The sequence below is a fragment of the Pseudomonas sp. GW822-FHT04C11 genome (genome assembly GCF_058800905.1).
The window spans coordinates 1-26,047 of sequence record NZ_JBXAMS010000019.1 but is presented as its reverse complement, the minus strand read 5'-3'; the positions used below and the strand labels follow the sequence as shown (position 1 = coordinate 26,047).

The window sequence follows — 26,047 nt, the reverse complement described above, 5'->3', positions numbered from 1 at the left end:
TCGGATCCTGATTACTTTAGCAATCAGTGGTTTTTGAGTGTTTTGAGCGACTGACTGCTTCTGGCCGATTGCTGGCTGTCTCGTCCGGCCGGGGGCCGACGCTGGCTTGCGCCCTGTCCACCAGCCGTTGCACCCACTCGGCATCCTGGTTATTGACCACGGCGTAGCGGTCCGGGGGGAAAAAGGTCCAGTGATGGGCGACCTCGACAAGGCGCTTGAGTTCATCGGCAGACACCCAATACGGCGTGTCGACCAATGGCATCGGCGCGCCGCCAAAACGCCGGCCGAGAGGGAGGTTGGTGCCGGGGGCAAAGGCGATCGCCAGTTCCTGGCAGGGTTGCATTTGCTTGTCCGGCGTGGGCATTTTCCCAACCCGTCCATAGTTGAAGCTGCCCGGATATTCTTCCTTGAGCACCAGCCAGTGGCCCGCAGTAGTCTTGGCCAGGACCCATTGCGACACACCGCTGTCTTGCACGCATTCAAGCTTGCCGTTTGTCCATTGCATGAGGGTGTTGCAGTCCGGATCATAATCGGAGGACCACAGGCTGGTGCCAGAGACCAGGCTATGGTGCTCAAGCTCGGCCAACCCTTGGTCCGGCATGGACTGCCAGTAGCGTTTGGTCGGGTCGTGGGCATCGCGCAAGAAGTTGCGTAACCCCCAGGCAGCCATGAAGACCAGCGTCGCGAGGGCAAGCCAGCCAAAGGAGGCTCCGACGATCCGGTCAATGTCCAGGCCGGGGGCGAATAACGAGCGATAGAGCAACAGGCCCAGTAAAAACGCGATACCCGGCAGAACAGGGCCAAAGCACAACGGCGGCACTAACACTTCGATCCAGCTGAAGCGGTGCCTGGACGCGTGCTCCCGCGCCCAGGCTTGCTCCTGGGCGAGCATCGGTGCCTGTTCGCGTGGGGCAATGCCAGGGGCGGGTGTCTGAAAGCGCATGGACAGTGTGTAGGGGTCATCTCTCATGGATCAAATCATGCTCTTGAAGTAATCGCTCTTCGGATACTTGAGTCATTCCTGCAACTCAGATCCAGTGATGTCCGACGCAGAATAAGGCGTAAGAATGAAATGCATGCCTTCGAGTGACCGCTTTGGGCCGAAAGCGGTCATTCAATGCAGGTAACAAAGCGAGTTTCAATTTCAGGACATGCAGGTGGAAGCGCGTTGACCAGCATCACAGCATCGTCACCCTGGTTCAGAAAAACCAGGTAATTGCCGGACTCGAAAGTGATTCTGAACCCGACCTGCCGAGAAGCCTGATCGTAGAGGGAGTCCAGAACGCCTTCTACTTCGCAAACCGTGTCGCCTTCAAAGTGGGATATTGACAGGGCTGCCAGAAGATTTTCCCTCTTCCAACAGCAGGTCGCGCCGGGCTTGAGATCGAAAGGCGGGGGTGTCGTTATGGGCAACAGATCAGCCCCTGCGCTTTCACCGTCACTCAACAGGTACATGGCAATTGTGGGGTGGCCGTCACTATGCCACTCAATGGAGCCTACATCTCCCAGACACTTCTCTTCGTTGAAGTAGTACTGGTCATGTGTAAGCCCGATCAGTCGTCTACCCACCAGTAGGCGTGCGGTGTGAAGATCCTGAATCGCCCTGTCAGAGGTAAAGGTGTATCGGCTAGCCATATCAGGTCTCGGTGAGTCAGGCGGGTATCGGATTCTTCACGAGCAGAACAGCGTCTGCCCCGGCTAAAAACAGCCAAAGCGGGCATTCGTGTGAATCAACGCCTAATCGCTGGCGCAGCGATCAGTTTGTTGTCAGATACCGAAAATGCGTGCGTCTGAAGGGAGTCGCAAAGTTCTGACAGAAGCGCCAGAAAGACATTGAAGGATGAGTCGGACCAACACGTTCCGAACCGGAGTGATAAATGGATGGACGTCACCGGTTTTCCTGAAAGGCTTCCTTCAACCGTGAACGATTCATCCTTGGCGAATACCTCTTGAATACACCCCGGCAACACATGCGCCAGAGACCTGAGGACCGATGCTTCATCCCCGATTTCCAGCACGTCATCGACGTTTGCCAAATCATCAGTGCCAGGCCCCATCGGCTTTAAGATGATGATGTCGTAGCTCATGCGTTTCCTGTCCTCCATCCCGTGCGTGTGACTCATCATACCTTCGAGAAGGAGTATGCGGATGTTGTCGATTAGCGATTGGCTTGCTGGTCCTCGTGTCAGGGCGAGAGCAGTCGCGAGTGGCAACTATCGACCCAAACCAGCCGATCGTGGCGTCTACAAAATTTTTGCGATTCAGGGTGTGCATGTAGATGTTTAGAGAAGCTAAACATTTATGTTTACACTTTTACGAGGTTTAGGCATTCTTTTGGCTCGATCCACGCGCAACAGGTATCAGCATGACTAAGAAGACTCCACTAGCCCAACCTGATCCACTAGAGCAGGTGATGGCGACCGTCATCCAAGGCTTCCAGATGACCACAGCTTCGATTCAAGAGCTTCGCGATCAGCAAGCGAGCCTGGAGCAGAGGCTCCAGCAACAAGCCCGTGCCGCGTACCATGGAATGACAGGAAGCGGCAAATCAAGGTACACCTCCGAGCTGGTAAAGATCGAGAGCGAGCACAACCCGCGAGGCGCACAAGCGCGTGTTGCCGAAACGCTCGGCGTTTCACCTGGCCGTATCACCCAGCTACTTAATTCAGATAAAAACCGAAAAAACGGCAAATAGTCGCACCACCCAAAAGTGTAGGTCAGGTGAAAAGACTTAAATATTCAGTCAAGCGGTCGCACCTAAGCGCGCCGCTTACTTCAGACGTTAGCCATAATGACTAGCAACTTCTCATATCTCGCTTGGCGAAACTATGAAGCAGACTCTAAGCGTGGCTCGGGTAACGAACGCGTTGTATGTGTGCTGCTCACCGAACCTGTTGATGTTCTGTCAAAGACCAATAACGTAGTGTTGGCTGGTCTTAAGACTGCGGGAGTCTCTTCAGCAGTAGGGCTGTACTTCTATCGTTTCAAGAACGATACGCGACCGTTCATCAAAATTGGTGAGTGCACAAGACAGGATGGAATTCACGTCCGGTTCAAGCGCGGGTGGCATGGCACCGAAAAATACTCCGACACATACTTGATGAAGCGCGGGAAGGACAAAAGCTACACCGACAGCGAGTTCGCACTGCAAATTCAGAAAATCTCCCCAGAAAACCCGGCCTACTTCGTCTTCTATGAACACTACAAGCTCTGCTCACATCCAAAAATCGATGAGATGTTCGCCTACCGGATGCATCTGAGACTATTCAAGCAGGGAACGGCAAGTCCAGAACGGATGAATGGCAATCCTTTGCTAGCCCGCCGCTTGGTATGGCACAAGAAGGCGTTCTCTGAGGTCGTTCGGTGTAAATTTCCAGACGGTACTCCCTATCCAGTAGGCAATGATGGGCCAACTCTTCGTTCCAGCAGGCTGCCGCAGGCAGCCGACGAACTCAAACGTTAACCCTTGTCCGTTCAGCATTCAGCGGATGTCTGATCTGCCTTTTCAGACAACTTGGCAACTATACCCTTTAACAGATGGGAGTATCCTTTTCAAAGCTGATGAGAAAGTCCAAAAATTTTCCCTGCTTTAGGGATAACAAAAAATCATCCGCAGAGTACCGTTCTCCATGCAGAGTTACAAGAGTTTCACCTCGTGGGTCACTAGCTTGAAAAGATGAGATCGCTTCCTCAAGCTCTGACAGCGTTTCCGATAACTTTTGGCTTGAGAGCTGGTAGTTAACGGTGGTCGCGTATTTAAAGTCTCTCACCGTTACTTCTTGATTGCGTTTAAACTGGCGTCTGTGTATCCAGGTTATCAAAGAGCATTCTTGAACAGGCTTGTCCAATCCCATCTCGGAGCTACCGGTGTGAAGGAGAAGAGCCCCATTAGGCGTGGGGACGTGCCTCTTCATTCCTTTGTCACCATAACCGCCAGCCCTGCCAGCAAGCTCACTCCCAGACCCCTCAAGCCAAGTCACAGCAGGCAGTATCTCCTCAATGGCACCGTTAATACTTTCCAGACCAAGCCGCTGAACGAGGCGCTCCAAACAATGTTTTTTGATCACGCCAACGGAATGAGATGAGAAAAGATCTTTCTTATTATTTCCTCTGGTCGTAAATATTTGTAATATCAATTCAGTGGTTACTGGCTTAGATCCATCTTTGACGACAAAAATATAAGTGCTTTTGTTGCTCAGCCTGTACAAGTGCTGAGACATCAGTCGATTGGTCTCGGTGATTTTCTTTTTTTTAGACTTTGAAAAGCTTATGTCATCCTCGTTTTTAGTATAATGCCCAATAGCAAAGTCATGGCTTAATCCAATCTTTATTTTTTTAGCATATATCCTTGGCTTGTGTCTGCCAAGGAACTTCCCAATAAATTGCTCTCTTTTTTCAATAGTGTTAACGCCGTGTGCAGCGCAGTACATCTCACTGACCATTTTTTTAAAATCATCCAGTGTGCCGATCCAGCTTTCGAGGCCACATCTTACAATTCTTTTGGCTTCAGCCTCATCTATAGTTTTCATTGCGGGTTGTTCTATCCTTTCTCTCAGCCTCCCAATACACGGCTCAATTCCCTGAGGCCTCAGTTCTAGCTTGGGAGCGATTACAGTGATTGGAGGTTTAGCCATCAGGGCAAGTCCTATGTATCCTACGTGTGATGCAACATTATCATCTATAGGTGGGGGAGCGGTGACTGTCTGAACTACTTACCGCCACCGTCAGTTTTGGGTCGGAAGCGTTCATCCATGAACGGCCGCTTCTGGCCGATAACTGCCTGTCGTGAAGGGCTGCATCCGACCCAAAACGGTCATTCGTGACGGCAGAAAACGGCCAAAATCTTCCCGTCACAACAGACCGGAAATGGCCTAAAGCGCTCATCGTAAATCCACAAGAGGAGGGCATGGTTTTCACTGTTTTCAGCGTCGCGCAGACAGCTGTTGCGGCGCCAAAAATGCATCGTGGAAATAGTTACGAAACGCCTGCATCGCCGGGCTGAATTCGCGCTCGCGATGCCACGCCAGTCCGACACTCATCGGCGTCACCTTGTCGGTGACTGTCAGGGTTTCGATGCGTTTTCCTTCCAGTGACCAGGGGCGGTGCACCAAGTCCGAGAGGATTGCCACGCCGCTGCCATTGGCGACCATGCTGCGCACCGCTTCGACTGAACTGGTGCGAACCCGCACGTTTGGCTGCTGTCGCGCGTGTTCCCAGTAGCGCATGGCACTTTGTTCGGCTTCGTCGACGGTCAGCAGAATGTAAGGTTCCTTCGCAACGTCGGCGAGGCTGACTGCCGAACGCTCGCACAGGGGATGGCGGCTGGGCAGCCATAATCGGCGCTCGGAGTTGAAGAGAATCTCCGAGACGATATCCGGGTGGGTGAGGTTCGCGGTGAGCACCACTGCCATGTCGAATCGACCTTCCAGCAGACCCTGCTCGATGGCCGTCCGTTCTTGTTCGTGGACTTCGATGGCCACGTCCGGATGCCAGTGTTCAAGCCGTTGCAGGTGATGCGGCAGGAAGTAACCGATCACCGTGTAACTCGCCGCTAAACGCAATACACCACTGGCGCGGATGTCCGGCAACGGGCTGTTCAACGCGTCATCGACGCTGCGCAAAATCACGTAGGCCCTATTCAAAAAGTGCCGCCCGGCGTCGGTCAGGCTCATACCCTGGGCCGAACGCTGGAACAACAGCGTGCCGAGGATGCTTTCCAGTTCCTTGATCGCCATGGTCACCGCCGACTGGGAAATATTCAAATGAATCGCGGCTTGAGAGATTTGCCCGATCTCGGCGGTGGCGACGAAATAACGGACTTGGCGCAGGGTCAGGGACATGAGCACTCCGGGCGACGAGGTATCTGTTTTACAGAAGATACCCCATCTGATAATAGATCTTCCCAAGGGGTTAACAGGAATCTAACTTGGCCTGCATGAAGTCACAAGCGTCGGGAGCAAGTGTCATGCAGGCAGTAGATTTCAACTCGGACATGGGCGAAGGCTTTGGTCCCTGGACCATCGGCGATGGCGTCGACAATGAGCTGATGGGCTTTATCAGTTCGGCCAACATCGCCACCGGTTTTCATGCCGGCGACCCCAGCACCATGCGTCGCACCGTCGAACAGGCCAAGTGCCTGGGCGTGGCCATCGGCGCGCATCCGGGGTTTCGCGACTTGGTTGGTTTTGGCCGTCGGCACATTAATGCGCCGGCCCAGGAACTGGTCGACGACATGCTCTATCAGTTGGGCGCCTTGCGTGAACTCGCCCGGGTTCAAGGCGTGGCCCTGCAACACATCAAACCCCACGGCGCGCTCTACATGCACCTGGCCCGAGACGAAGAGGCCGCCCGTTTGCTGGTGGAGAACCTCCAACGTCTGGAACCGGAGTTGCTTCTGTATTGCATGCCCGATTCGGTGATCTGGCGGGTTGCCACGGAACTTGGCCAACCGGTGATCCGCGAGTTCTACGCCGACCGAGAGTACGACCTCACCGGCTCCATCGTCTTTACCCGCAACGTGCGGGCTTACGACCCGGTCCACGTCGCCGAGCGAGTGCTGCGTGCTTGCCAACAAGGCGTGGTGCGCACCGTCGAGGGCGAAGACCTGGCGATTGAATTCGATTCCATCTGTTTGCACAGCGACACGCCGGGTGCCCTGGCGTTGGTCGAAGCCACGCGTTATGCACTTGATGGCGCGGGCATAGAGGTCCGACCACCGCGCTGAGAAACGAAAGCACCTGGCACAGAGACGCCAGGGTTTGCCCACCGATTCACTTTTTGCCTGCCTTTCTACAACTATTCCAAGAGGAACAGACATGGCCGAACACACTGTAATCACCCCGTTGCCGGGGACCTTCTACCGCAAAGCCACCCCGGAATCGGCGAACTTCGTAGAGGTCGGCGCGGGGGTCAGCGCCGACACGGTAATTGGCCTGATCGAGGTCATGAAGCAATTCTCCGAACTGACCGCCGGGACGGCCGGTCGCCTCAGTGCCTTTTTGGTAGAAGACGGTGATCCGGTGGAGCCGGGTCAAGTCGTCGCAACACTCGACGACGAGTGAGGGTGCGATCATGACCCAAGCCATTCATAAACTGCTGGTCGCCAACCGTGGCGAGATCGCCGTGCGGATTATCCGCGCCGCCAAAGAACTGGGCATTCCCACCGTTGCTGCGTGCAGCGAGGCGGACGTCGATTCCCAGGCCGCGCGCATGGCCGATGAGGTGCACATTCTTGGCCCGGCCCGTGCCGACAAAAGTTACCTGAACGTCGAGGCCTTGCTCGGCGCCTTGAAAGCCACGGGCGCCAACGCGGTGCATCCCGGTTACGGCTTTCTGTCTGAGAACGCCGATTTCGCCGAAGCGGTGGTGGCTGCCGGCGCCATTTTCGTCGGCCCGAGCGCGGAGACGATCCGGCGCATGGGCGATAAAGCCGAGGCACGGCGTACCGCACAAGCCGCTGGCGTGCCGGTGGTGCCGGGTTCGCCGGGTGAACTGTTCGACGTCGAGTCGGCGCTCAAGGCTGCTGAATCCGTTGGCTTCCCGTTGTTGATCAAAGCTTCGGCCGGGGGCGGCGGGCGCGGTATTCGGCTGGCGGAAAACGCCGAGCAACTGAGCGAAGAATTCCCCCGTTCCCAGCGCGAAGCCCAAGCAGCATTTGGCAATGGCGCGGTGTACCTGGAGCGGTTTATCAGCCGGGCCCGGCATATTGAAGTGCAGGTGCTGGGCGACGGTCAGCACGCCGTGCATTTGTTTGAGCGCGAGTGTTCGCTGCAACGGCGCCGGCAGAAAATCTTCGAAGAAGCGCCGTCGCCAGTCCTTAGCCAGCAGCAACGGGAAACGCTGTGCGCCAGCGCCGTGCGCCTGACCGAATCCCTGGGCTACAAGGGCGCCGGCACCCTGGAATACCTGTATGACGATGCTACCGGTGAGTTCTTCTTTATCGAGATGAATACGCGGATTCAGGTAGAGCACCCAGTCAGCGAACTGATCACGGGCATCGACCTAGTCCAAGCCATGTTGCGCATCGCTGGCGGCGAGCCGCTGGGCTTCAAGCAAAGCGACATCCGACTCAACGGCGCCGCCCTGCAAATGCGCCTGAACGCTGAAGACCCGGCGCGGGATTTCTTCCCGAGTCCAGGCCTGGTCGAGGAACTGATCTGGCCGAACGGCGAGGGCATTCGCGTTGATACGCATCTGTATCAAGGCTACCGCGTGCCGCCGTACTATGACTCGCTGCTAGCCAAACTGATTGTTCACGGTGCGGATCGCGCCGAAGCCCTGGCCCTAGCGCGAATGGCGGTGGCGCACACCACGCTCACCGGCATGGCCAACACCTTGGCGTTGCACGGTGAATTGCTGGAACAACCGTGGCTGCACAGCGCCGACTTTCACACCGGCACCCTGGAAACCTGGCTGGCCGAACGCCGCAGCGGAGGTGAAGCATGAGTACTCCCATCCGCTACAGCTTTGGCGCCGATGAGCATTTGTTTGCCGAAGTCAGCGACAGCATGTCCCTGGACGCGTTCTTCAAAGGCCTGGCCGTCACCCGCGCCGTGGAACGGCTGGCGCTGGATGGCGTGCTCGATATCTGCCTGGCCAACGCGTCATTCCAGATTCGTTTCGACCCGGATCGCATCGCCCCTCATACCTTGCTCGAAGCGGTAAAAATCGCCGAAGCCGGGGCCGTCGCCGAGCGCACGTTGCACACGCGGATCATCGAGATTCCCGTGCTCTACAACGACCCCTGGACTCACGAAACCCTGATGCGTTTTCGCGACCGCCATCAAGACCCGAGCGCCACGGACCTGGAATACGCCGCACGAATCAACGGTCTGGCCGACGTCGATGCATTCATCGCGGCTCACAGTGGCGCGCCGTGGTTTGTCTCGATGGTCGGCTTCGTTGCCGGGTTGCCATTCATGTTCCAGATGGTCGAGCGCGAGCGTCAGTTGCAGGTGCCAAAATACCTGCGTCCGCGCACCGACACACCGAAATTGACCCTCGGTCACGGCGGTTGCTTTGGTTGCATTTACTCAGTGCGCGGCGCCGGCGGCTATCAGATGTTTGGCGTCACGCCTGCGCCGATCTACGACCCGCAACAGAACCTTGCGTACCTGAAAGAACACATGGTGTTTTTCCGTCCAGGCGACATCGTGCAGTTCAAACCGATGGACCGTGAAGCCTACGACCGCGCGGTGGCCGAAGTGGAAGCCGGTTGCTTTGATCTGCGGATTCGGCCGGTGGAGTTTTCGCTGGACGCGTTCCTTGCCGATCCCGTTGGCTATCCCAAGTCGTTGCAGGAGGTATTGGCATGATCAAGGTCCTCAAACCCGGCCTCGCCACTTCGGTACAAGACCTGGGCCGCGAAGGGTATTACCACTTGGGCATTCCGCCGTCCGGCGCGCTTGATCAATACGCTTTGAGCGCGGCCAATCAATTGGTCGGCAACCCAGCAGGTTTGGCGGCGCTGGAATGCACGCTGCTCGGGCCTGAGTTGGAGTTTCAGCAGGATGCATTGGTGGCGGTCAGCGGCGCGCACATGACGCCACGGGTCGATGGCGTGGAAATGCACCACGACACCGCGTTCACCGTGAAGGCCGGGCAAGTGCTGCGCTTTGACTTTCCCAAGGCTGGTGCCCGCGCTTATGTGGCGGTGGCCGGCGGCATTGATGTGCCGGTGGTGCTCGGCAGTCGCTCCACCTATGCGCTGGGCGCGCTCGGCGGTTTTCAGGGGCGACGCCTGATTGCAGGCGACGAATTGCCGGTGGGCATCGCCAGTGGCAAGAGCCGCGCCGGGGCCAGTTTGCCCATGGCGTTACGGCAATCATTGGGTGGCGAAATCACCCTGCGGGTGGTGCCCGGTTTGTACTACCACCGCTTGACCGAATCGGCTGCGAAGAGCTTTTTCGCCGAGCCGTGGACGGTCGGTTCGGAAGCCGACCGCATCGGCTATCGCTTCAAGGGCGGCAGCGCGCTGAGCTTTCAGCCCCGGGAGCAGCCGTTCGGCGCCGGTTCCGATCCGTCGAACATCGTCGACAGTTGCTACCCGATCGGCTCGATCCAGGTGCCCGCCGGGCTCGAACCCATCGTGCTGCACCGTGATGCGGTGTCCGGTGGCGGCTACGCGATGATTGGCACGGTGATCAGCGCCGACCTCGATTTGATCGGCCAGATGCAACCCAACCAGAAGGCCCGCTTTGTCGCGGTAACCCTCGAAGAGGCGCTGGAAGCGCGACGTTCCTATAAGAAAAAACTCAGCTGCCTGAGCAAGCTGTTCCCTTCCTGATTCTGCCCGCCGTCTAGCGCGGGCCATGCCAAACGGTACGCCAACGCCGCACTTCGATGCGGTGACGGCTGCCCGCGCTTCAACCTTTGACTGGTTTTGGAGTTCACGCATATGGCTGCTTTATCGCAATCGAGTCAAACCGGGCAAGACCCGGCGCATCATCCTGTTCCCACCGAAGCGCGCATGGGTCGACTGTCCCTGACCATGGCCTGGTGGGCCGTGTGCAGTGCGATGTTTTACATCGTGGTGGGTGCTTCATTGGCGTTGTCGTTCGGTGCGCGCAATGCGCTGATCGGCATGGTCCTGTCGGTGATCAGCTATGGACTGGTCAACAGCGTGCTCAGCCGCTTTGCGATTCGCAGCGGTTTGTCGGTGGCGTTGTTTTCACGGCTGTTGTTCGGCAGCACCGGGGCGTGCCTGGCGACGTTGATTTTCTTCTCGACCGCAATCTATTACGCGGTGTTCGAAGGTTCGGTGATCGCCGTCGCGCTCAATCACCTGTACCCGGAACTGGTCTATCCGCTGGCGGCATTGGCGGTGGTGCTCTACAGCGTGCCGATGATCCTGGGCAGCGTGCAGCACTGGCTGGACAAGCTCAACGGCGTGTTGCTGCCGGTGTACCTCGGTGGTTTGCTGGTGGCGGTGGGGCTATCGATCAGCCGTTATGGCTACCAGCCGCAATGGCTGGATTTCGGCCCGGCAACGCCTAGTGCATTCGGCTGGTGGGATTGTTTTGTCGCCTACATGGGGGTCTGGGTGTTGATGCTGTTCACCTTCGACTATGCGCGTTTCGGCAAGCCTGAAGACGCCGAGTACCACGGTCGCTGGAACTTCGGCATGCCGTTCTACGCGGTGACGTTTCTGCTCAACGGCGCGGCGGGTATTTACCTGGTCAGCAGCATTCCCCACGAAGGCGCGCTGAACGAAGTCTCGGTGGTGATGGCGATTTTGCAGTTGATGGGCCTGTGGGGATTGCTGTTTGTCTGGGCCACGCAAACCCGGATCAACACCGCCAACTATTACTTGGCGACCCTGAACATGCAGGCGTTCTTTGGTCGATTTGGCCTTCGCGGTTCGTACCTGATGTGGGCAGTGGCGGTGGGGGTGATCGTCTACGGCTTGATGCTCGCGGACGTGTTTGCCTACATCCTCAAGGCGTTGGCCTATCAGGGAATTTTCGTGGTGGCCTGGGTGGGTGTGGCGTTGGCGCAGATTGTCTACGGACGTAGTGACGTCGCAGCGCTCGAACGGGTAGTCGCGTTTAACCCTGTGGGCTTGACGGCCTGGTTTGGCGCCACCGCGTTAGGTCTTGCGTTGATGTTTTCCGGCGGCGGACTGAGCAGCTTTTCCGCGCCATCTACCGTGATAGTTGCATTTGCCTTGCAAGCAGGCTTATCCCATCGAAGCCGGTTGCGGTTAAGGTTGGCAGAGTAGAGTTTTGCAGTCACTCATCCCGTACCCGCCTGCTCTAACAAGGTAGAGCGGGCAATGGGAAGCTCATTACGAATTCGCTGATGGGTTTCCAGTGACTGCTTCTGGCCGATTTCTGCCTGCCGCGAAGTACCGTAAACGGCCTGAAGCAGCCGGCGAGTACCAACAAGCGTCGGAGATCAGTGGGGCGTTCGGTTGCGTCTACTAAGCCAAGGGCTATTCAATGCTACGCTTCCTGTGATTCGTACTCGAACCTCATCCAGGGCCAAAAAATGACAGCACTGAGGTTCTTTTTCGTGAAGTACAGATATCGCCTCAAGTCGTCGCTCGATAGCGAGTCCTGGTCCGAAGACACAAGGCCGATACGGGCGGATAGCCAAGAAAATGCCAATGACAGTGCTAGGCAAATGCTCCCGCAGGAGATGCCAGATCATGTGGTTGAAATTTTAGACCTCAGAAACGAACCATAGGCCGCATACATGTCAACCGAACACCATCACGCAACATCTGTGTCGCTTCCTCCGGAGTCGGCGATTGCTAAAGCCTACGCATCGATGAATCTCGCCGACGCTTACTCGATCGAGCTTCCCACCGGAGCGTCAACCAATCCCGAATTGTTGGCGAGGTTCATCTTCGCTCACCAAGCGCCTTGGGTCAGCAGCCTCTTGACGGTTCGAGACGCGCTCGTAGCCGGTTTCGGCCTCAAGACAGCTAAGCATCTCGCATCACTGGATGCGGAGAGCGGAGCGGGCCGACTCGGCATCTTTAAGGTCTACAGCACAAGTCCAACTGAAGTCGTTCTTGGAGAAGACGACAAGCACCTGGACTTCAGGCTCTCTGTTCTATGTTCCGGTCAGTCGTCGCCGGGAGCTAAACGTCACTTGACTCTGTCGACCGTTGTTCATTGCCACAATCGCTTAGGTCGTCTCTATATTTTTCTCATTGCCCCGTTTCATCGCTTAGTCGTTCAGTCCAATCTTCGTAGTGCGGCACGGATCGGCTGGCCGTCGGCGACGGAGGCGTAAGCCAAAGTCCAAATCATCATGCGCGGCCAACTGAGGTCTAACCCTTCCCTCAACCCGGACCGCAACCGAAGACTGCCGCTGCGCGGCATAGGTTGCGGCCTGTTAGCTCGGCGTTGAACGACAGCTTCCGGGAAGCATGACCGACGGCAAAGGGTCGTCCTCTGCCGGTGCTGTTTACTGAGCGTTGAAGTCCGATGCAAACGCTGGGTTAGTTAAATGCGAACGGGTGGTCAAGTCAGTGCAATTGATCATTAAGCGATGGCCTCAAGAAGGCGTGTTGCTGGACGCTTACAATATTCATGACTGCCTAACGTTTAGGTTAAGGAGCCGCGGTACGCGGTCCCAGAGAGCGAAGCGAACGGCTTGAAGCTTTTGTTATACGTTAACCCTGTAACTCAAGGTTGCCTCATCGCCTGTGATCCCTCGGAATCCCCAGCAATGACTTGGCTGCTCAAATATTGTGATTTCAACGTCAACCGGATTTATAGCCAAGTCTCGCTCAAAGGCTGTAAATATTTGCTTTATGAGCTTCTTTTTAGTTTCTTCCGTTCGCCCAGAAATCATGCTTATTTCGATTACTGTGTATTTTTCAGATCTACCGCCGGGGTAATAAAAATTAGTTTTATCTAGCGGGACGAAACGGTGAGCACGCTTGTCTTCGGGTAACCCAAGAACAGTAGTCATGCAATTATGTAGCACATCGGACATCTGTGCTTTTTTGGCATTTAAATTGTAGTCAATTCCATAGACGGTGATCATTGCGATTCCTTGCAAGCGTATAACTACTATTAGGTGACATGGATGAGGGCAAGCCCTGCTGCCCTCTAGATTCGAAAACAGCATCCGTGACACTACTCATTTGCCATCACCGTGTCTACCGTCCACTTTTGGCCGTTTTCTGCCCGTCGCGAGAGGCAGAAAACGACCCAATGCTGCCTGTCAGATCCCGTGGATGTTGGACAAATAGCCCAAGCGCCTACGGCATTTCCAGGATGGTGCTTGTAAGGGTAGCCTGAGCACCTTCACATCTGTGTAGTACCGATATGGACATCAATCTACTAACCGAATCCATGCTTGGCCACTGGCGTACTCCCTCGGGTTTCTGGCAATGCGAGTTCCAGTTCGGCAGCCGTTTGATTTACGTCGAACACTACGATGACGAGCCACCTCGCGCCAGGCTTGCCGCCGTGCAACGCGTGGTCAAGGCAGCGTGGGATGACTTGCCCCAGGCACTGAAGTTTGCCGAACAGCACTGTAAAGCACAGATGCCCGAACTGATGCGGCTATGCGAAACCCACATGCCGTGGGAGTCCCCGTTGTTCGTGTACTCGATCCACTTCGATCTCGACCAACCTTATCCTAGCTACGCCATTTCCAAGAACCCTGACTTCGATTGGGATCGCACCCAGATCGACGAAGATGAACTGTGCCAGGACCATAGCGTTTGCATGGAGCAGTATGAGCCAAGGCATGACTTCTGGATTTATGTCAGGCGTGTGGATTTTCAGCAATTTCAGCTTGGGGATTAGCTTGGCAACTATCTTCCCTCAGCAGGTGCAAAGCGTTGGCTGATAGGGGAGGGTGTTGTAGGAGCTCGCCTGCGACCCGTGACCGCATTCAAGGCAAAATCCGCTGCGGCATAATGACGACTGTTATTGATTTCGGGGTTCGCCGATGTTGCTCGTCGTCTTCAAGATTCTGCTGACCATCCCCGTGGCCTGCGCGCCGTATTCATTTATTGCCGCGACCTTCAGCGTTCGCTGACATTGGTCAACCCTCCATCCAGGGTGGCATCGCCTCGAAGTGTATGGCTGATGTTTCTGCTGCCTTACAACTTCATTGAAGACTTTTTCATTGTCGTTCACGTGGCCCGATCGCTACGGCGTGAAGCCAGGCATAACAAAGCGCTGGGCTCGTTCAAAAGCTTTGGCCTGTTCTCAGGGTTGGGGTGGTGTACCGCGCAGATTGTTTCGTTGCTGCCCAACGAACTTGGTTCGCTGGGGGGAGCTTTGATCGTCCACTGGCGGTTGGTGAGGCGGGTAAACAGGCTGATGGCGCTTGCTTGAGCGGTGGCGGATCTAAAAAATGAAAATGGGGCAGACTTATTTATCTGTCATCAGCCTCGACGCATTCTGTCCCCTTTTCATTGATTTGCTCATTTCGCGCCGAATAGCATCGTCCAATAGATGCCGTTGTCGCTACGCGAGTTCGCGGAATAGGCCGCGCCAACCTGGGTAAACATCGGGTTCATCAGGATGGCGCAATGCCCGGGGCTGGCCAGCCAGCCTTCCATAGCCTTGTCCGGTGAACGCTGCCCGGCGGCGATGTTCTCTCCGATCTGCCGGCCACCGTAGCCGGCGGCCTTCGCTCGGTCCCACGGCATATCACCGTTGGGGTCCTGGTGCGCGAAGTAATTGTCGTTGGCCATCGCCCGGCTGTGCCCCTGCGCCGCTGTCCCCAGGGCGGCATTCCAGGTCAGCGGCGGTGCAGCGGCGAAGCGCTGACGACCACACAGGCGCGGTTTCGCCCGTGCCGCGTTGACTTCTGCCAGCAACGTCTTGCCCGCCGCTCGCGGGTCGTCCAGATGCCTATCGAGCAAGGGCCGCGCCAGCACCACCTGCCATTCGCTCTCGTCGCGATACACGCCAATATCGGTGAACTGGGTATCGAGCAGGGCCCCACAGTAGCGGCTCTCGAGCATGTCAAAGGCCTCCTCGGCATCTTCTGCGTCGACCAGACGGATAGTCCGCACAGACACCGCCTGATAGCCGGAATCCTTCAACGTCTCCCGCGTAACGCCGCCATAGCCGATCGGCAAGGCCAGGTTCGACTTCAGCGCCAGCGGCGTCAAGGCTCGGACCGTGCGCCCCGCGCAGCGCTGCGGTTGGGCGCGGTAGTCGTTGATGTCCTCCACCAGTTGCCTTTCCCCGCCGGCATGGGCGGGACTGGCGAACAGGGGGAGCAAAGGAATAAGGCAGAGCGAGAAAATGCAGGAGGAGCGAACGGTCTGGCGCATGAGGCGGGCAGCTCTGATGGGATGACGACGGTAATGGCGATAGTGGGCAGAGGAATGACCGCAGAGCGTTTTGCTGTATTGGCTTGCAGATGGATTCCAAGGCTGGGCTAAGACTGTGGGCCTCAACACAAGTTTCACGAGCAACGGGGGGAATTTATTGTTGGAGTCGTGCGTTGGTTCCTGGCCGTTAACTGCCCGCTGAGAACTGCCATAAGCGCCCCATTCATGGCTTGAAGGTCGCCTGTTGCTCACGTCCCCAGGACCTGATCCGCGCTTTTTCGCCTCACCTGCCACTTTCGCCACAATCGGCGTGGATCTAAAGTCAGGGGCGCACCTTCAGGGGACTTCCAGTCATGTACAGCTCGCTTGCCATACCGAGCACCGCTCGCCAATTGCATGACCGGATCTATGCTGGCGAGATCATTCGCTTCACTGACCTGCAGCCCATGACGGCGCTGGTGGAATATACGCGTGCGCTCCTCGAAGACGCGCTGCATCCCTGGTCGCCGCAACTGATCCATCGCCATTTGAGCCACCCTGAGCAGATTGAGCGCTTTGCGAAAATTCAGAACGACTTCGCAGGCTCGGCTGAGGTCCAGCAGCGCTGGCAGGACGTCGTGCAAAGCCTTGGCATCGCCCCCGATACCCTGGCGTGCGATCGCCTGCATTTGCGTTTTCAGCCGCATTGCGAGCCAGAACAGTCGACGCCGCGTGCCCGCACGACGGCCACCATCGCGTTTCACCGCGATACCTGGGGGTCGAATATCTATGCACAAACCAATTGGTGGGCGCCCATCTATCCCATCGCGGCAGGGCGTACCGTCGCCTTGTATCCAGGTCTCTGGCAGCGACCGCTGGGTAATTCGAGCGCAGATTTCGATATGCGCGCCATTTTGCAGCGATCCCATCGAGACGGCCGCAATGCCGTGGATGCCGACGAAGCCATTCCGCATCTGCTGGAAGCGATCGACCCGCAGGAGGGGATTGCCGTCGAAATCGCTCCGGGGAGCCTGATCGCTTTTTCCGGGGCTCATGCCCATGCGGGCGTCGGCAATAGCACCGGGCTGACACGCATCTCTTTCGAGACCCGATCAATACTGATCGCCGACCTGTTGGCGGGATTGGGAGCGCCCAATGTCGATGGTCACGCGCCGTGGAAGACTATTGGACTGTTTCGCCGAATGAACGATGCGCAACGCCTGAACGAGATCCTTGGCTGCGGCTTTATCGAGCCCTATCTGCGGCCAGCAGAGCCCTAACAGCAAGGTTGCAGTACTGCTTTCACTGCTTCCACCGAGCGTTCGACGTCCCTTGTTGTCATGGCATTGAACATCGGCAGCGAAACGATCAGACGGCCAACCCGTTCTGCAATCGGGAACATGCCTTCCTTGAAGCCGCGCGCGCGGTACAAGCTCAATAAGTGGATCGAGGGGTAGTGACAGCCGATGCCGACCCCGTGCTTTTGCATCTGCTCCATAAACGTGGCCCGGGCCGGCTTACCGTCCTGACGCTCTGGCAGCACTAGCTGAAACATGTGCCAGTTGCTGTTATCGAAATCGGCGACCGGTAGTTGAGCACCGTATTTCGCTTCGAAATCACTGCCAAGGCACTCGAAGTAGTATTTAGCCAACTCTCGACGATGGGCAGTGATCGCCTCGATATGTGCGAACTGGCCCAGGCCGATGGTCGCGGCAATGTCGGTCATATTGTATTTGCCGCCCAGGACATCCACATCCAGACCATCGAAGCCGCTGCGAGTGACACCCTGCAACCGGTGTTTCTCGGCAAGACGTGCCTCTTCGAGATTATTCAGCACCAAGCAACCGCCTTCGGATGAGGTGATGTTCTTGTTGGCTTGGAAGCTGAAGGACACAAAATCACCAAAAGCCCCGATGCGCTCGCCTTTCCAGGACGAGCCCAGCGCTTGGGCAGCATCCTCCACCACCCGCAGGTTGTGTTTTTTCGCCAGCGCATACAAACGATCCATATCCAGCGGAAGACCCGACAGATAGACCGGAATGATCGCCTTGGTCCGTGGTGTGATTGCCGCTTCGACTTGAGCCAGATCGATATTGCGAGTGACTGGATCAACGTCGACAAACACAGGGGTCGCACCCACTTCAATGATCACATTGGCCGTTGCAACCCACGAGATCGGAGTGGTGATGACTTCGTCACCAGCACCGATTCCCGCGATGCGCAAGGCGATCTCCATGGTGCAGGTTCCGGAATTGAACGTCCGTACCGGGCGTCCGCCGAAATAGTCCGAGAGCTGCGCTTCGAATAACTGGACCTTGGGCCCACTGGTAATCCAGCCGGAGCGCAAGACGTCGCCGACGGCTGCGATCGTGGCTTCGTCGATAGCGGGTTTGGTAAACGGCAGGAAGTCTGGATAGTTCATGGTGGTTGTGAAGTCCTTATATATTTGTTGGAGTAATCGACAGTCGGTGAATCAGGAGTTGGCGGGAACACGTAGACGCTTTCGGTCGCAGTCACGTAGCCGAAGCACTGCAATGTCGGCCATCAGCATCCCGCTAGTAACTCAACAGATTGGTAGCGGGTGCGCCCGGTCGTCCGGGCGCCTTGCCGCGCGCCCGGTTTTTCACCCAACGATGACATCAGCCTGGCGGCGATAGCTCGGGGTAAAAGAATCAACGATAGACAGGATGACGGCGGCAGAGCTCCACCACCTGTTCGCGCACGTGGTGCCCGACCGTCTCGCTGTGGCCGTTTTCCAGGGCGTCCAGTACGTCGCACAACCAGCCCGCCAGTTGTTCGCATTCGAACACGCCGAAACCTCGGGTGGTGATGGCTGGGGTACCGATGCGCAACCCAGAGGTCACGAACGGTGAGCGCGGGTCGTTGGGCACCGAGTTTTTGTTGGCGGTGATGTAGGCGTTGCTCAGGGCCGCATCAGCTTCCTTGCCGGTGTAAGGCCTGTCGGACAGGTCGATTAGCATCATGTGGTTATCGGTGCCACCGGAGACGATCTTGTAACCCCGCCGTTGCAGCACGGCCGCCATGGCCCGGGCGTTGATCACCACTTGCGTCTGATAGGTTTTGAACTCGGGTGCCAGTGCTTCCTTGAAGGCGACGGCCTTGGCGGCGATCTGGTGCATCAGTGGCCCGCCCTGGACACCCGGGAATACCGCAGAGTCGAGCTTTTTGTAGAACGCTTCGTCTTGCCCCTTGGACAAAATCAAGCCACCCCGTGGGCCCCGCAGGGTCTTGTGAGTGGTGCTTGTAACCACATGGGCGTGCGGCAATGGGTCCGGGTATTCGCCGGCAGCGACCAGACCTGCGACGTGGGCCATGTCGACCCAGAAAATAGCCCCGACCTTGTCGGCAATGGCCCGCATGCGCGCCCAGTCTTTGTACCGGGAGTAGGCAGAAAAACCACCGATCAGCATCTTCGGTCGAGTTTCCAGGGCGATGCGATCCATCTCGTCGTAGTCGAGAAAGCCCGTCTTTGGGTCAAGGCCATAAGGAACGATCTTGTAATGACGGCCCGAGAAGTTTGAAGGGTTGCCGTGGGTCAGGTGGCCACCTTGGGCCAGGTTCATGCCCATCACTGTGTCACCAGGATTGATCAATGCCAGGAATACCGCCGCGTTCGCCTGGGCACCCGCATGCGGCTGCACGTTGGCGTAGTCGCAGTTGAACAGGGTCTTTACCCGCTCGATGGCCAGGCGCTCGGCCACATCGACATACTCGCAGCCGCTGTAGTAGCGCTTGCCTGGGTAGCCTTCGGCGTATTTGTTGGTGAGCACGGTGCTCTGGATTTTCATGACCAGAGGGCTGGCGTAGTTTTCGGAAGCGATCAGTTCTACGTGGTCTTCCTGACGATGTTCTTCGTTATGAATCGCCTCACACAGCTCGGCGTCGAATGCTTTAAGGGTCAGCGTTGAGTCGTACATGATGAAGGGGGTCCTTGGTTGAGAAAGTAAGCCGGTTTATGACAAGAGCCGAGAGACACGCGCTGCGATGTCGTCGATCTGCGAGTCCTCGCAGATCAACGGTGGCAGCAGTCGGAGGGTGGTGCCGCGAGTCACCGTTATCAGCAGGCGTTGTTCGTCCAGCGCCCGGCCGACCAGTTCGGCACACTGACGGTTCAGTTCGATGCCGACCATCAGGCCCAGGCCGCGAATGGAAACGACCTCGCTGTGATTGCCCAGCGCCTCCTGCAGCGCGGCCAGCAGCCGACGGCCAGATGTGGCTGCGCGCTGCGGGATGCGATCGCGCTCCATGATGTCGAGTACGGTGCATCCCACGCGGCAGGCGAGGGGGTTGCCGCCGAAAGTGGAGGCATGATGGCCCGGGGAAAACAGTTCGGCGGCCTTGCCTCGTGCCAGGCATGCGCCAACGGGAAAACCATTGCCCAGTGCCTTGGCCAGCGTGATGACATCCGGCACTATCCCCGCGTGTTGGTAGCCAAACCAGGTGCCGGTGCGGCCCATCCCGGTTTGCACTTCATCGACCATCATCAGCCAATCGTGTTCGTCGCACAGTTGCCGCAGGGCCTGTAGATAACCGGCGGACGCCGCATGCACACCGCCTTCACCCTGCACGGGCTCGACCAATACCGCGACGATGTCGGGTGATTGCGCCGCCACCTTGCGAATCTCCTCGATGTTGTCGTAAGGCACCCGTAGAAAGCCTGGCATCAAGGGCTCAAATCCGCGCTGTACGGCCGGGTTGCCAGTAGCCGCGAGAGTGGCCAGGGTGCGGCCGTGAAAGCTGTTTTCCATCACCAGCACTTGTGGCTGTGCCACGTGCCTGGCGTTGGCGTGCAGTCGGGCCAACTTGAGCGCCGCTTCGTTGGCTTCAGCCCCCGAGTTGCAAAAAAAGGCGCGCTGCATGCCCGATAAGGCGCACAAGCGCTCACTCAATTGCTCCTGCCATTCGATGTGAAACATGTTGGAGGTGTGCAGTAACTGGCCCGCTTGCTCGGCAATGGCGGCGGCAATCTCGGGGTTGGCATGCCCAAGGCTGGTCACCGCCACACCGGCGATTGCATCCAGGTATTCGACCCCGTGCTTGTCCCACAGAGATGCCCCTTGGCCTCGACTGAAGGAGACCGGCTGGCGGGCATAGTTGTGCATGAGGTACGAGGGGGCAGAGGACATCGAAGGGCTTCCTGTAAAGGGTGAATCAAGATGTTAGGTGTTGTCAGCGGCGACTAATCATCACTTCCCGGACGGACATCCGCGGTCGGCCAGTAGTAGGCGTCAGGCATGGCTCGTGCGCCGAAGATGGCCTGACCGACACGCACCACGGTCGCCCCCTCTTCAATGGCGACTTCGAAATCGCCGGACATGCCCATGGACAGTTCCTCTAGCCCGACGCCCGCCGGGGCGTGCTGGCGCAGGCGCTCGCGCAGTTCGCGCAACCGTACAAAGCAAGGGCGGACACGGGCAACGTCGGCCGAAAACAGCGCCAGCGTCATCAGCCCGCGCACCCGTAACGCCGAGAACGCCGGCAGGGCGTACAAGAAGTCCGCGACGGCTTCGGGCGCCAGGCCGTATTTGCTGACTTCGCCGGAGGTATTGACCTGGACGAACACATCCAGTTGGCGCCCCTCGATTTGCAGGCGACGATCCAGAGCCTCGGCCACTCGCAGGCTGTCCAACGCCTGAAATTCACTGGCAAAACGCGCCACCTGCTTGGCCTTGTTGGTTTGCAGGTGGCCGATGACCGACCATTGCAGGTCGGCCAGATCGGTCATGGCCTGCCATTTGCGCTGCGCTTCCTGCACCTTGTTCTCACCCAGTAGCCGGCAGCCGGCGGCGTAGGCCAGACGCAGATGAGCTTCGTCAAAGGTTTTGCTGACCGGCAGCAGGCGCACACTCGCCGGATCACGTCCGACCCGCTGACAGGCGTTGGCGATACGCTGCTGCACGGCTGCCAGGTTGCGACGAAAGTCCTCGACGCTGGTGGCCTGTGGGTAACGGCCATGGCGCTCGTGCAGGGTGGTGGTTTCTTCCAGTTGATCGAACATCAGTGGGTGGCTCCTTTGGTCGGCACAACATCGTCGGCCGCCGGAATGACCACCGCCTCGCGACGCGGCAAGCGGCCATTGAGTAAGGCGTAGGCCGCCAGACCGATCAGCAACCCCCAGAACGCCCCACCGATTCCCAGCAAGGTGATGTTCGCGGCGGACGCCAGAAAGGTGATCAGCGAGGCTTCGCGGGATTTGACGTCAGCCATGGCGCTGGCCAGGCTGGCGCCGATAGTGCCGAGCAGGGCCAGCCCGGCCAGCGTCGTAATGAAGGTGGCCGGGAGGGCCATGAACACTGCGGCGAGGGTCACCCCGAAAATCCCGACGAGGATGTAGAACACGCCCGCGGCAACCCCGGCGATCCAACGCTTGGACGGATCCTCCGAGGCTTCCTTGCCGGTGCAGATGGCCGCCGTGATGGCGGCGACATTGAAGGCGTGAGAACCGAAGGGTGCCATCAGCAAGGAGCCCAGCCCTGTGACAGTCAGGATAGGGTTGGCGCTGGTGCTGAAGCCATCGTTGCGCAGCACCAGCATGCCCGGCATGTACTGGCCGGTGAGTGTGATCAGAAATAGCGGCAGCGCCACGCTGAGCAACGCATTGATCGAGAATTCGGGCCGGGTAAATACCGGTGCCGCGAATTGCAGCGCCAGCCCGGAAAGATCCACACGGCCCTGCGTTAGAAGAAACGCCAGCCCCAGCACCAGAATGCCCACCACCGCGTAGCGTGCGGTAAAGCGCTTGAACACAACGTAAGCGGCAGTCAGCAACCCGACCAACACTGGATCAATACTCATGCCACCAAACGCGCCGATACCGAACTGCAGCAGGATACCGGCCAGCAGGCCCGCAGCCACGCCCGGCGGAATCAGGCGGATGACTTTTTCGAAGCAGCCGGACAAACCCAGCAGCACGAAGGCGGCGGCCGAAATGATGTACGCACCCACTGCCTCGACATAGGGCGTGGTGGACAGCGCGACGACCAGAAAGGCTGCGGCGGGTGTCGACCAGGCGGTAATGATCGGCTCACGGCTCACCCAACTAAGAAACAGCCCGGTAATACCCACGCCAATCGACACCGACCATACCCACGATGCCGTCAGCTCGGGGCTGAGCCCGGCGACTTTGGCGGCCTGAAAGACCAGGATGAACGTGCCGCCATAGTTGACGATGACTGAAATCAGCCCGGCGACAATCGGATGTATAAGGTCGCCTGGACGTAGGGCCGTCGGGGATGCTGAAGAAGACATGATTGCTTTGCTCCTTGCAAAACGAGGTGTTTGGCCTCGGGTGAGGGGGGATTTATAACGCTGAAATGGCATGTTTTGCCCCTGCACTTTTTCGTGGAGGACCAGACCACTTACCGGGCCGCCTGCTGTGACTGAAGCGATCCCTGCCTCAGCCGTGCACGCGGACAAAACCCTTCATGAAGTCGGTCAATGCCTCGACTGCCTCTAGCGTGACCGCGTTGTAGAGGCTGGCTCGTATCCCGCCGGCCGAGGCGTGGCCCTTTAGCCCGTTGAGCCCGGCCTGTTCGGCCAGTTGCACAAAAGTCTTTTCCAGCGCCGCATTGGCGAGCACGAACGGCACGTTATTGATCGAACGAAACGGCGCTCGCACGCTGTTGCGGTAAAACCCATCACTGTCGTCGATGGTGCGATACAGCAACTCGGCCTTGGTCTGGTTAAGCCGGTGAAGGGCTTCGAGGCCGCCGCGGCGCTTAATCCATTTGAGCGTCAGGCCGGTGAGGTACCAAGGAAAGGTCGCCGGGGTGTTGAGCATCGACTGAGCGTCGGTGATGCGCGCGTAATTGAGGATGTCGGGGGTGAACGCCTGCGCGCCATCCAGCAACGCCGGGTCAACGATGACCACTGTCAGCCCGGCCACTCCCATGTTCTTTTGCGCTGCGGCATACACAAGGCCATGTTTGGCCACGTCAATCGGCTTGGAAAGCAGACTTGAACAGGCATCGCACACCAAAGGCGCCAAGCCATCAGGCGCGTCGACGAATTGCACGCCGTGTACGGTTTCGTTCTCGGTGTAGTGCAGGTAGGCGGCGTTCGGGTTGAGCTTCCAGTCCGAGACGTCGGGGATACGATCAAAGCCAGACTCTTTGCCGCTGGCGACGATGCTAACGTCGCAGTAGCGCCGGGCGGCTTCAATGGCTTTGCCTGACCAGAGGCCGGTATGCAGATAATCGGCCGTGCGTTTATTGCCCAACAGGTTCATCGGCACCTGGGCAAACTGCAGCGAGGCGCCTCCTTGCAGGAAGAGCACCTTGTACTCGCTGGGTACCTGCAGGATGTCCCGCAGGTCGCGTTCGGTCTGGTAGGCAACCTCCATGAATACTTCGCAGCGATGGCTGATCTCCATCACGGACATGCCCGTGCCTGCGAAGTCAAAAAACTCCTCGTGCGCCTGGGTAAGTACTTCCATCGGCAACGCCGTCGGGCCTGCGCTGAAGTTGTGTGACCTGGCCATAGCTGAGTAATCCCTGTGCAAAATCGCTCGAAACACGCGTGCTCACCACGCACAAAGGCAGTGGTGAGGAGTGAATTCTACGGATAGACTGGCCTGCCTTTGCAGGCCAATTTATTCAAGTAAGGCAGACCACATGGCGAAAGCGTTCGAGCTGGAAACGCTGAAAATGCGCCTCAACGATGCTGAGTTTCAGTTGCTGGATCTGCACCAACGGATTCAGCGCGCACTGCGTGAGCTGATCCTCAATGGCGCTCTTGACCCCGGTTTGAAGCTGCCTGCGACTCGGGTGTTGGCCAAGTCACTCGGGATTGCCCGTGACACCGTGGAGAACGCCTATGTGCAACTGCACCGGGACGGTTTTATCGTGCGGCGCGGGGGGGCCGGCAGTTATGTCTGCGAAACGGTGGGCACCGAATTGCGAGGCGCGGCACGCCGCCGCATCAAGGCGCAAGAGGTCAAAAGCAGCCAGGCGGTACCAGGGGCGGGCTTGAGCCAGCGCGGGCGGATGATCTTCGACAGTGGTGGTGTAAACGATCAGCAGGTGATCAAGGCATTTGCGACCGGCCTGCCGGAAACCCGCACTTTCCCCACCGATGTCTGGGAGCGCCTGCAACGCCAGGTCATGAAGGACTATCGCGCCAATGTGCTGTTGCATGGCGACCCGCAAGGAGCCGAGCCGCTGCGCAAAGCGATTGCCACCTACTTGAACCTCGAGCGCGGGGCCAAATGCTCCCCTGACCAGATCATGGTGTTGAGCAGCACTCGCCAGGCCCTTTTTCTGTGTGCGCAGTTGTTAGTGGATGTCGGCAAACCGATCCTGCTGGAAAACCCGGGTTACTATGGCGCCAAGAAGGCCTTTGAAACCGCCGAGACCAAGGTTCTGCCCATCGATGTCGATGAACTGGGCATACGCACCGACCTGCTGTACGCCGACCGCAGCGGCGCCAATTGCGTCTATGTCACGCCGTCTCATCAATACCCCACCGGCGCGACCTTGCCGCTGGAGCGTCGTCTTGAGTTGATCAACTGGGCAGCGCAGAAGGGCAAGTGGGTCATCGAAGATGACTACGACAGCGAGTTTCACTACGACGGGCAGCCGACTGCCTGTGTACAGGGCCTGGACAAGTACCAGCGTACGCTCTACATCGGCACCTTCAGCAAGACCCTCTACCCTGGGTTGCGAATGGGCTATATGGTACTGCCCCACGAGTTGATCAAAGCCTTCACCTACGCGCGCAGCATGATGGACGGCCACACGCCACAAATCCTGCAACTGACCCTGGCGCGCTTCATGGAGGACGGCCATTACAACGCCCATGTCCGGGCCATGCGCAAGCTGTATGCCGGGCGTCGTTGCGTCATGCTTGACGCAATCGGCAAGCATTTGGACGGTATCGTTACCGCCTTGCGCCCTCCCGGCGGACTACAAATTCCCTGCCTGCTGCACGATGGCTGGTCTGAGGAAAAAACCATCCGCCAAGCGGCCAGCGCGGGCGTACAGCTTTCCGGCCTGAGCCGGTTGTACGCCGGCGAGGAGAAGAAACAAGGCTGGCTATTGGGTTATTCGTCGTTGACCGCTTATGAAATCGAAGCGGCCATGCTGCGCCTGGCCAATGCACTGAAAACCCGGTAGTGATGACGTGGGCGAACGGCACCGGCGACGGATAGGCGCCACCGGCAACCAGGCCGGCCAGATGATTCTCAGATTTATTTTTTATTGCTATCGAGGACAGTGTGTCTAGTCCTGAAATAGGTTTACACCTGTTTCACTTCAACGCCCGATGCACCGCATCGGGCGTTTTGTATTTCAA

The 26,047-nt window shown here is 57.9% G+C and carries 26 protein-coding genes; 13 read left to right on the top strand and 13 right to left on the bottom strand.

The window, feature by feature from the left end:
* Positions 1–16: 16 nt before the first annotated feature.
* From AC1RJ3_RS25050 to AC1RJ3_RS25040, 3 genes are all read right to left on the bottom strand, one after another.
* The gene (locus AC1RJ3_RS25050; RefSeq protein WP_493081095.1) at positions 17–970 is read right to left on the bottom strand and encodes a hypothetical protein; all 954 of its coding nucleotides are present in this window, start codon (positions 968–970) and stop codon (positions 17–19) included.
* 140 nt (positions 971–1,110) lie between these two features.
* Positions 1,111–1,635 (bottom strand): hypothetical protein, encoded by a 525-nt coding sequence (locus tag AC1RJ3_RS25045; protein ID WP_493081093.1) that lies wholly within the window; start codon positions 1,633–1,635, stop codon positions 1,111–1,113.
* A gap of 95 nt (positions 1,636–1,730) precedes the next feature.
* Complete coding sequence (locus AC1RJ3_RS25040) at positions 1,731–2,087, bottom strand: hypothetical protein (RefSeq protein WP_149632250.1); 357 nt, start codon at positions 2,085–2,087, stop codon at positions 1,731–1,733.
* 278 nt (positions 2,088–2,365) lie between these two features.
* On the opposite strand from AC1RJ3_RS25040, the gene AC1RJ3_RS25035 reads away from it, so the two are divergent.
* Both AC1RJ3_RS25035 and AC1RJ3_RS25030 read left to right on the top strand, forming a co-directional pair.
* The gene (locus tag AC1RJ3_RS25035; RefSeq protein WP_330528342.1) at positions 2,366–2,695 is read left to right on the top strand and encodes a hypothetical protein; all 330 of its coding nucleotides are present in this window, start codon (positions 2,366–2,368) and stop codon (positions 2,693–2,695) included.
* A gap of 180 nt (positions 2,696–2,875) precedes the next feature.
* On the top strand, positions 2,876–3,463 hold the full coding sequence (locus tag AC1RJ3_RS25030) for a hypothetical protein (protein ID WP_493081090.1): 588 nt from the start codon (positions 2,876–2,878) through the stop codon (positions 3,461–3,463).
* Between the two features lie 67 nt (positions 3,464–3,530).
* Here the strand turns inward: AC1RJ3_RS25030 and AC1RJ3_RS25025 are convergent, their stop codons facing one another.
* Together AC1RJ3_RS25025 and AC1RJ3_RS25020 are read right to left on the bottom strand one after the other, a co-directional pair.
* Positions 3,531–4,634 (bottom strand): hypothetical protein, encoded by a 1,104-nt coding sequence (locus AC1RJ3_RS25025; protein ID WP_493081088.1) that lies wholly within the window; start codon positions 4,632–4,634, stop codon positions 3,531–3,533.
* Positions 4,635–4,922: 288 nt separating this feature from the next.
* Positions 4,923–5,840 (bottom strand): LysR family transcriptional regulator, encoded by a 918-nt coding sequence (locus AC1RJ3_RS25020; protein ID WP_493081086.1) that lies wholly within the window; start codon positions 5,838–5,840, stop codon positions 4,923–4,925.
* 125 nt (positions 5,841–5,965) lie between these two features.
* Here AC1RJ3_RS25020 and AC1RJ3_RS25015 point away from each other — a divergent pair, with 125 nt between their 5' ends.
* The 7 genes from AC1RJ3_RS25015 to AC1RJ3_RS24985 all read left to right on the top strand — a co-directional run bounded on the left by AC1RJ3_RS25015 (position 5,966) and on the right by AC1RJ3_RS24985 (position 12,741).
* Positions 5,966–6,724, top strand: a complete 759-nt coding sequence (locus tag AC1RJ3_RS25015; RefSeq protein WP_054598043.1) for a 5-oxoprolinase subunit PxpA — start codon at positions 5,966–5,968, stop codon at positions 6,722–6,724.
* A 91-nt stretch (positions 6,725–6,815) separates the two neighbouring features.
* On the top strand, positions 6,816–7,061 hold the full coding sequence (locus tag AC1RJ3_RS25010) for an acetyl-CoA carboxylase (RefSeq protein WP_054598042.1): 246 nt from the start codon (positions 6,816–6,818) through the stop codon (positions 7,059–7,061).
* 10 nt (positions 7,062–7,071) lie between these two features.
* Positions 7,072–8,445: an acetyl-CoA carboxylase biotin carboxylase subunit gene (locus AC1RJ3_RS25005; RefSeq protein ID WP_347927244.1), complete on the top strand. Its 1,374-nt coding sequence runs from the start codon at positions 7,072–7,074 to the stop codon at positions 8,443–8,445.
* On the top strand, positions 8,442–9,314 hold the full coding sequence (locus tag AC1RJ3_RS25000) for a 5-oxoprolinase subunit B family protein (RefSeq protein ID WP_054598040.1): 873 nt from the start codon (positions 8,442–8,444) through the stop codon (positions 9,312–9,314). Before AC1RJ3_RS25005 ends, AC1RJ3_RS25000 begins: the two co-directional genes overlap by 4 nt.
* Complete coding sequence (locus tag AC1RJ3_RS24995) at positions 9,311–10,285, top strand: 5-oxoprolinase subunit C family protein (RefSeq protein ID WP_103315990.1); 975 nt, start codon at positions 9,311–9,313, stop codon at positions 10,283–10,285. The genes AC1RJ3_RS25000 and AC1RJ3_RS24995 overlap by 4 nt, the downstream gene beginning before the upstream one ends.
* Positions 10,286–10,396: 111 nt before the next feature.
* Positions 10,397–11,719 carry a purine-cytosine permease family protein gene (locus tag AC1RJ3_RS24990; protein WP_095079357.1) on the top strand — a complete coding sequence of 441 codons (1,323 nt, stop codon included), beginning with the start codon at positions 10,397–10,399 and terminating at the stop codon, positions 11,717–11,719.
* Between the two features lie 476 nt (positions 11,720–12,195).
* Complete coding sequence (locus tag AC1RJ3_RS24985) at positions 12,196–12,741, top strand: DUF2867 domain-containing protein (protein ID WP_347927242.1); 546 nt, start codon at positions 12,196–12,198, stop codon at positions 12,739–12,741.
* A gap of 375 nt (positions 12,742–13,116) precedes the next feature.
* Here AC1RJ3_RS24985 and AC1RJ3_RS24980 read toward each other — a convergent pair whose 3' ends face one another.
* A complete protein-coding gene (locus AC1RJ3_RS24980) occupies positions 13,117–13,500 on the bottom strand; it encodes a tautomerase family protein (protein WP_054598035.1) in 384 nt (127 codons plus the stop codon).
* A gap of 284 nt (positions 13,501–13,784) precedes the next feature.
* Between AC1RJ3_RS24980 and AC1RJ3_RS24975 the strand changes: the two genes are divergently transcribed.
* Positions 13,785–14,270, top strand: coding sequence for a hypothetical protein (locus tag AC1RJ3_RS24975; protein ID WP_493081081.1), 486 nt, complete (start codon positions 13,785–13,787; stop codon positions 14,268–14,270).
* Positions 14,271–14,555: 285 nt separating this feature from the next.
* The gene (locus AC1RJ3_RS24970; RefSeq protein ID WP_493081079.1) at positions 14,556–14,807 is read left to right on the top strand and encodes a hypothetical protein; all 252 of its coding nucleotides are present in this window, start codon (positions 14,556–14,558) and stop codon (positions 14,805–14,807) included.
* A gap of 89 nt (positions 14,808–14,896) precedes the next feature.
* Here AC1RJ3_RS24970 and AC1RJ3_RS24965 read toward each other — a convergent pair whose 3' ends face one another.
* Entirely contained in the window at positions 14,897–15,757 is an 861-nt protein-coding gene (locus AC1RJ3_RS24965; protein ID WP_493081077.1) for a CAP domain-containing protein, read from the bottom strand.
* A gap of 353 nt (positions 15,758–16,110) precedes the next feature.
* On the opposite strand from AC1RJ3_RS24965, the gene AC1RJ3_RS24960 reads away from it, so the two are divergent.
* On the top strand, positions 16,111–17,016 hold the full coding sequence (locus tag AC1RJ3_RS24960) for a hypothetical protein (protein WP_493081075.1): 906 nt from the start codon (positions 16,111–16,113) through the stop codon (positions 17,014–17,016).
* On the opposite strand, the gene AC1RJ3_RS24955 is transcribed toward AC1RJ3_RS24960, so the two are convergent.
* The 6 genes from AC1RJ3_RS24955 to serC form a co-directional block, all read right to left on the bottom strand.
* Complete coding sequence (locus AC1RJ3_RS24955; RefSeq protein ID WP_493081073.1) at positions 17,013–18,158, bottom strand: DegT/DnrJ/EryC1/StrS family aminotransferase; 1,146 nt, start codon at positions 18,156–18,158, stop codon at positions 17,013–17,015. The genes AC1RJ3_RS24960 and AC1RJ3_RS24955 overlap by 4 nt on opposite strands.
* A gap of 250 nt (positions 18,159–18,408) precedes the next feature.
* On the bottom strand, positions 18,409–19,674 hold the full coding sequence (gene glyA, locus AC1RJ3_RS24950; RefSeq protein ID WP_493081071.1) for a serine hydroxymethyltransferase: 1,266 nt from the start codon (positions 19,672–19,674) through the stop codon (positions 18,409–18,411).
* A 36-nt stretch (positions 19,675–19,710) separates the two neighbouring features.
* The gene (locus AC1RJ3_RS24945) at positions 19,711–20,883 is read right to left on the bottom strand and encodes an aspartate aminotransferase family protein (protein WP_493081069.1); all 1,173 of its coding nucleotides are present in this window, start codon (positions 20,881–20,883) and stop codon (positions 19,711–19,713) included.
* Between the two features lie 53 nt (positions 20,884–20,936).
* Complete coding sequence (locus tag AC1RJ3_RS24940) at positions 20,937–21,755, bottom strand: YggS family pyridoxal phosphate-dependent enzyme (RefSeq protein WP_493081068.1); 819 nt, start codon at positions 21,753–21,755, stop codon at positions 20,937–20,939.
* Complete coding sequence (locus AC1RJ3_RS24935; protein WP_493081066.1) at positions 21,755–23,005, bottom strand: benzoate/H(+) symporter BenE family transporter; 1,251 nt, start codon at positions 23,003–23,005, stop codon at positions 21,755–21,757. The genes AC1RJ3_RS24940 and AC1RJ3_RS24935 overlap by 1 nt, the downstream gene beginning before the upstream one ends.
* Before the next feature lie 148 nt (positions 23,006–23,153).
* On the bottom strand, positions 23,154–24,236 hold the full coding sequence (serC, locus tag AC1RJ3_RS24930) for a 3-phosphoserine/phosphohydroxythreonine transaminase (RefSeq protein WP_493081064.1): 1,083 nt from the start codon (positions 24,234–24,236) through the stop codon (positions 23,154–23,156).
* A gap of 133 nt (positions 24,237–24,369) precedes the next feature.
* Here serC and pdxR point away from each other — a divergent pair, with 133 nt between their 5' ends.
* A complete protein-coding gene (gene pdxR, locus AC1RJ3_RS24925; RefSeq protein ID WP_103315977.1) occupies positions 24,370–25,869 on the top strand; it encodes a MocR-like pyridoxine biosynthesis transcription factor PdxR in 1,500 nt (499 codons plus the stop codon).
* The last annotated feature ends 178 nt before the right edge of the window (positions 25,870–26,047 follow it).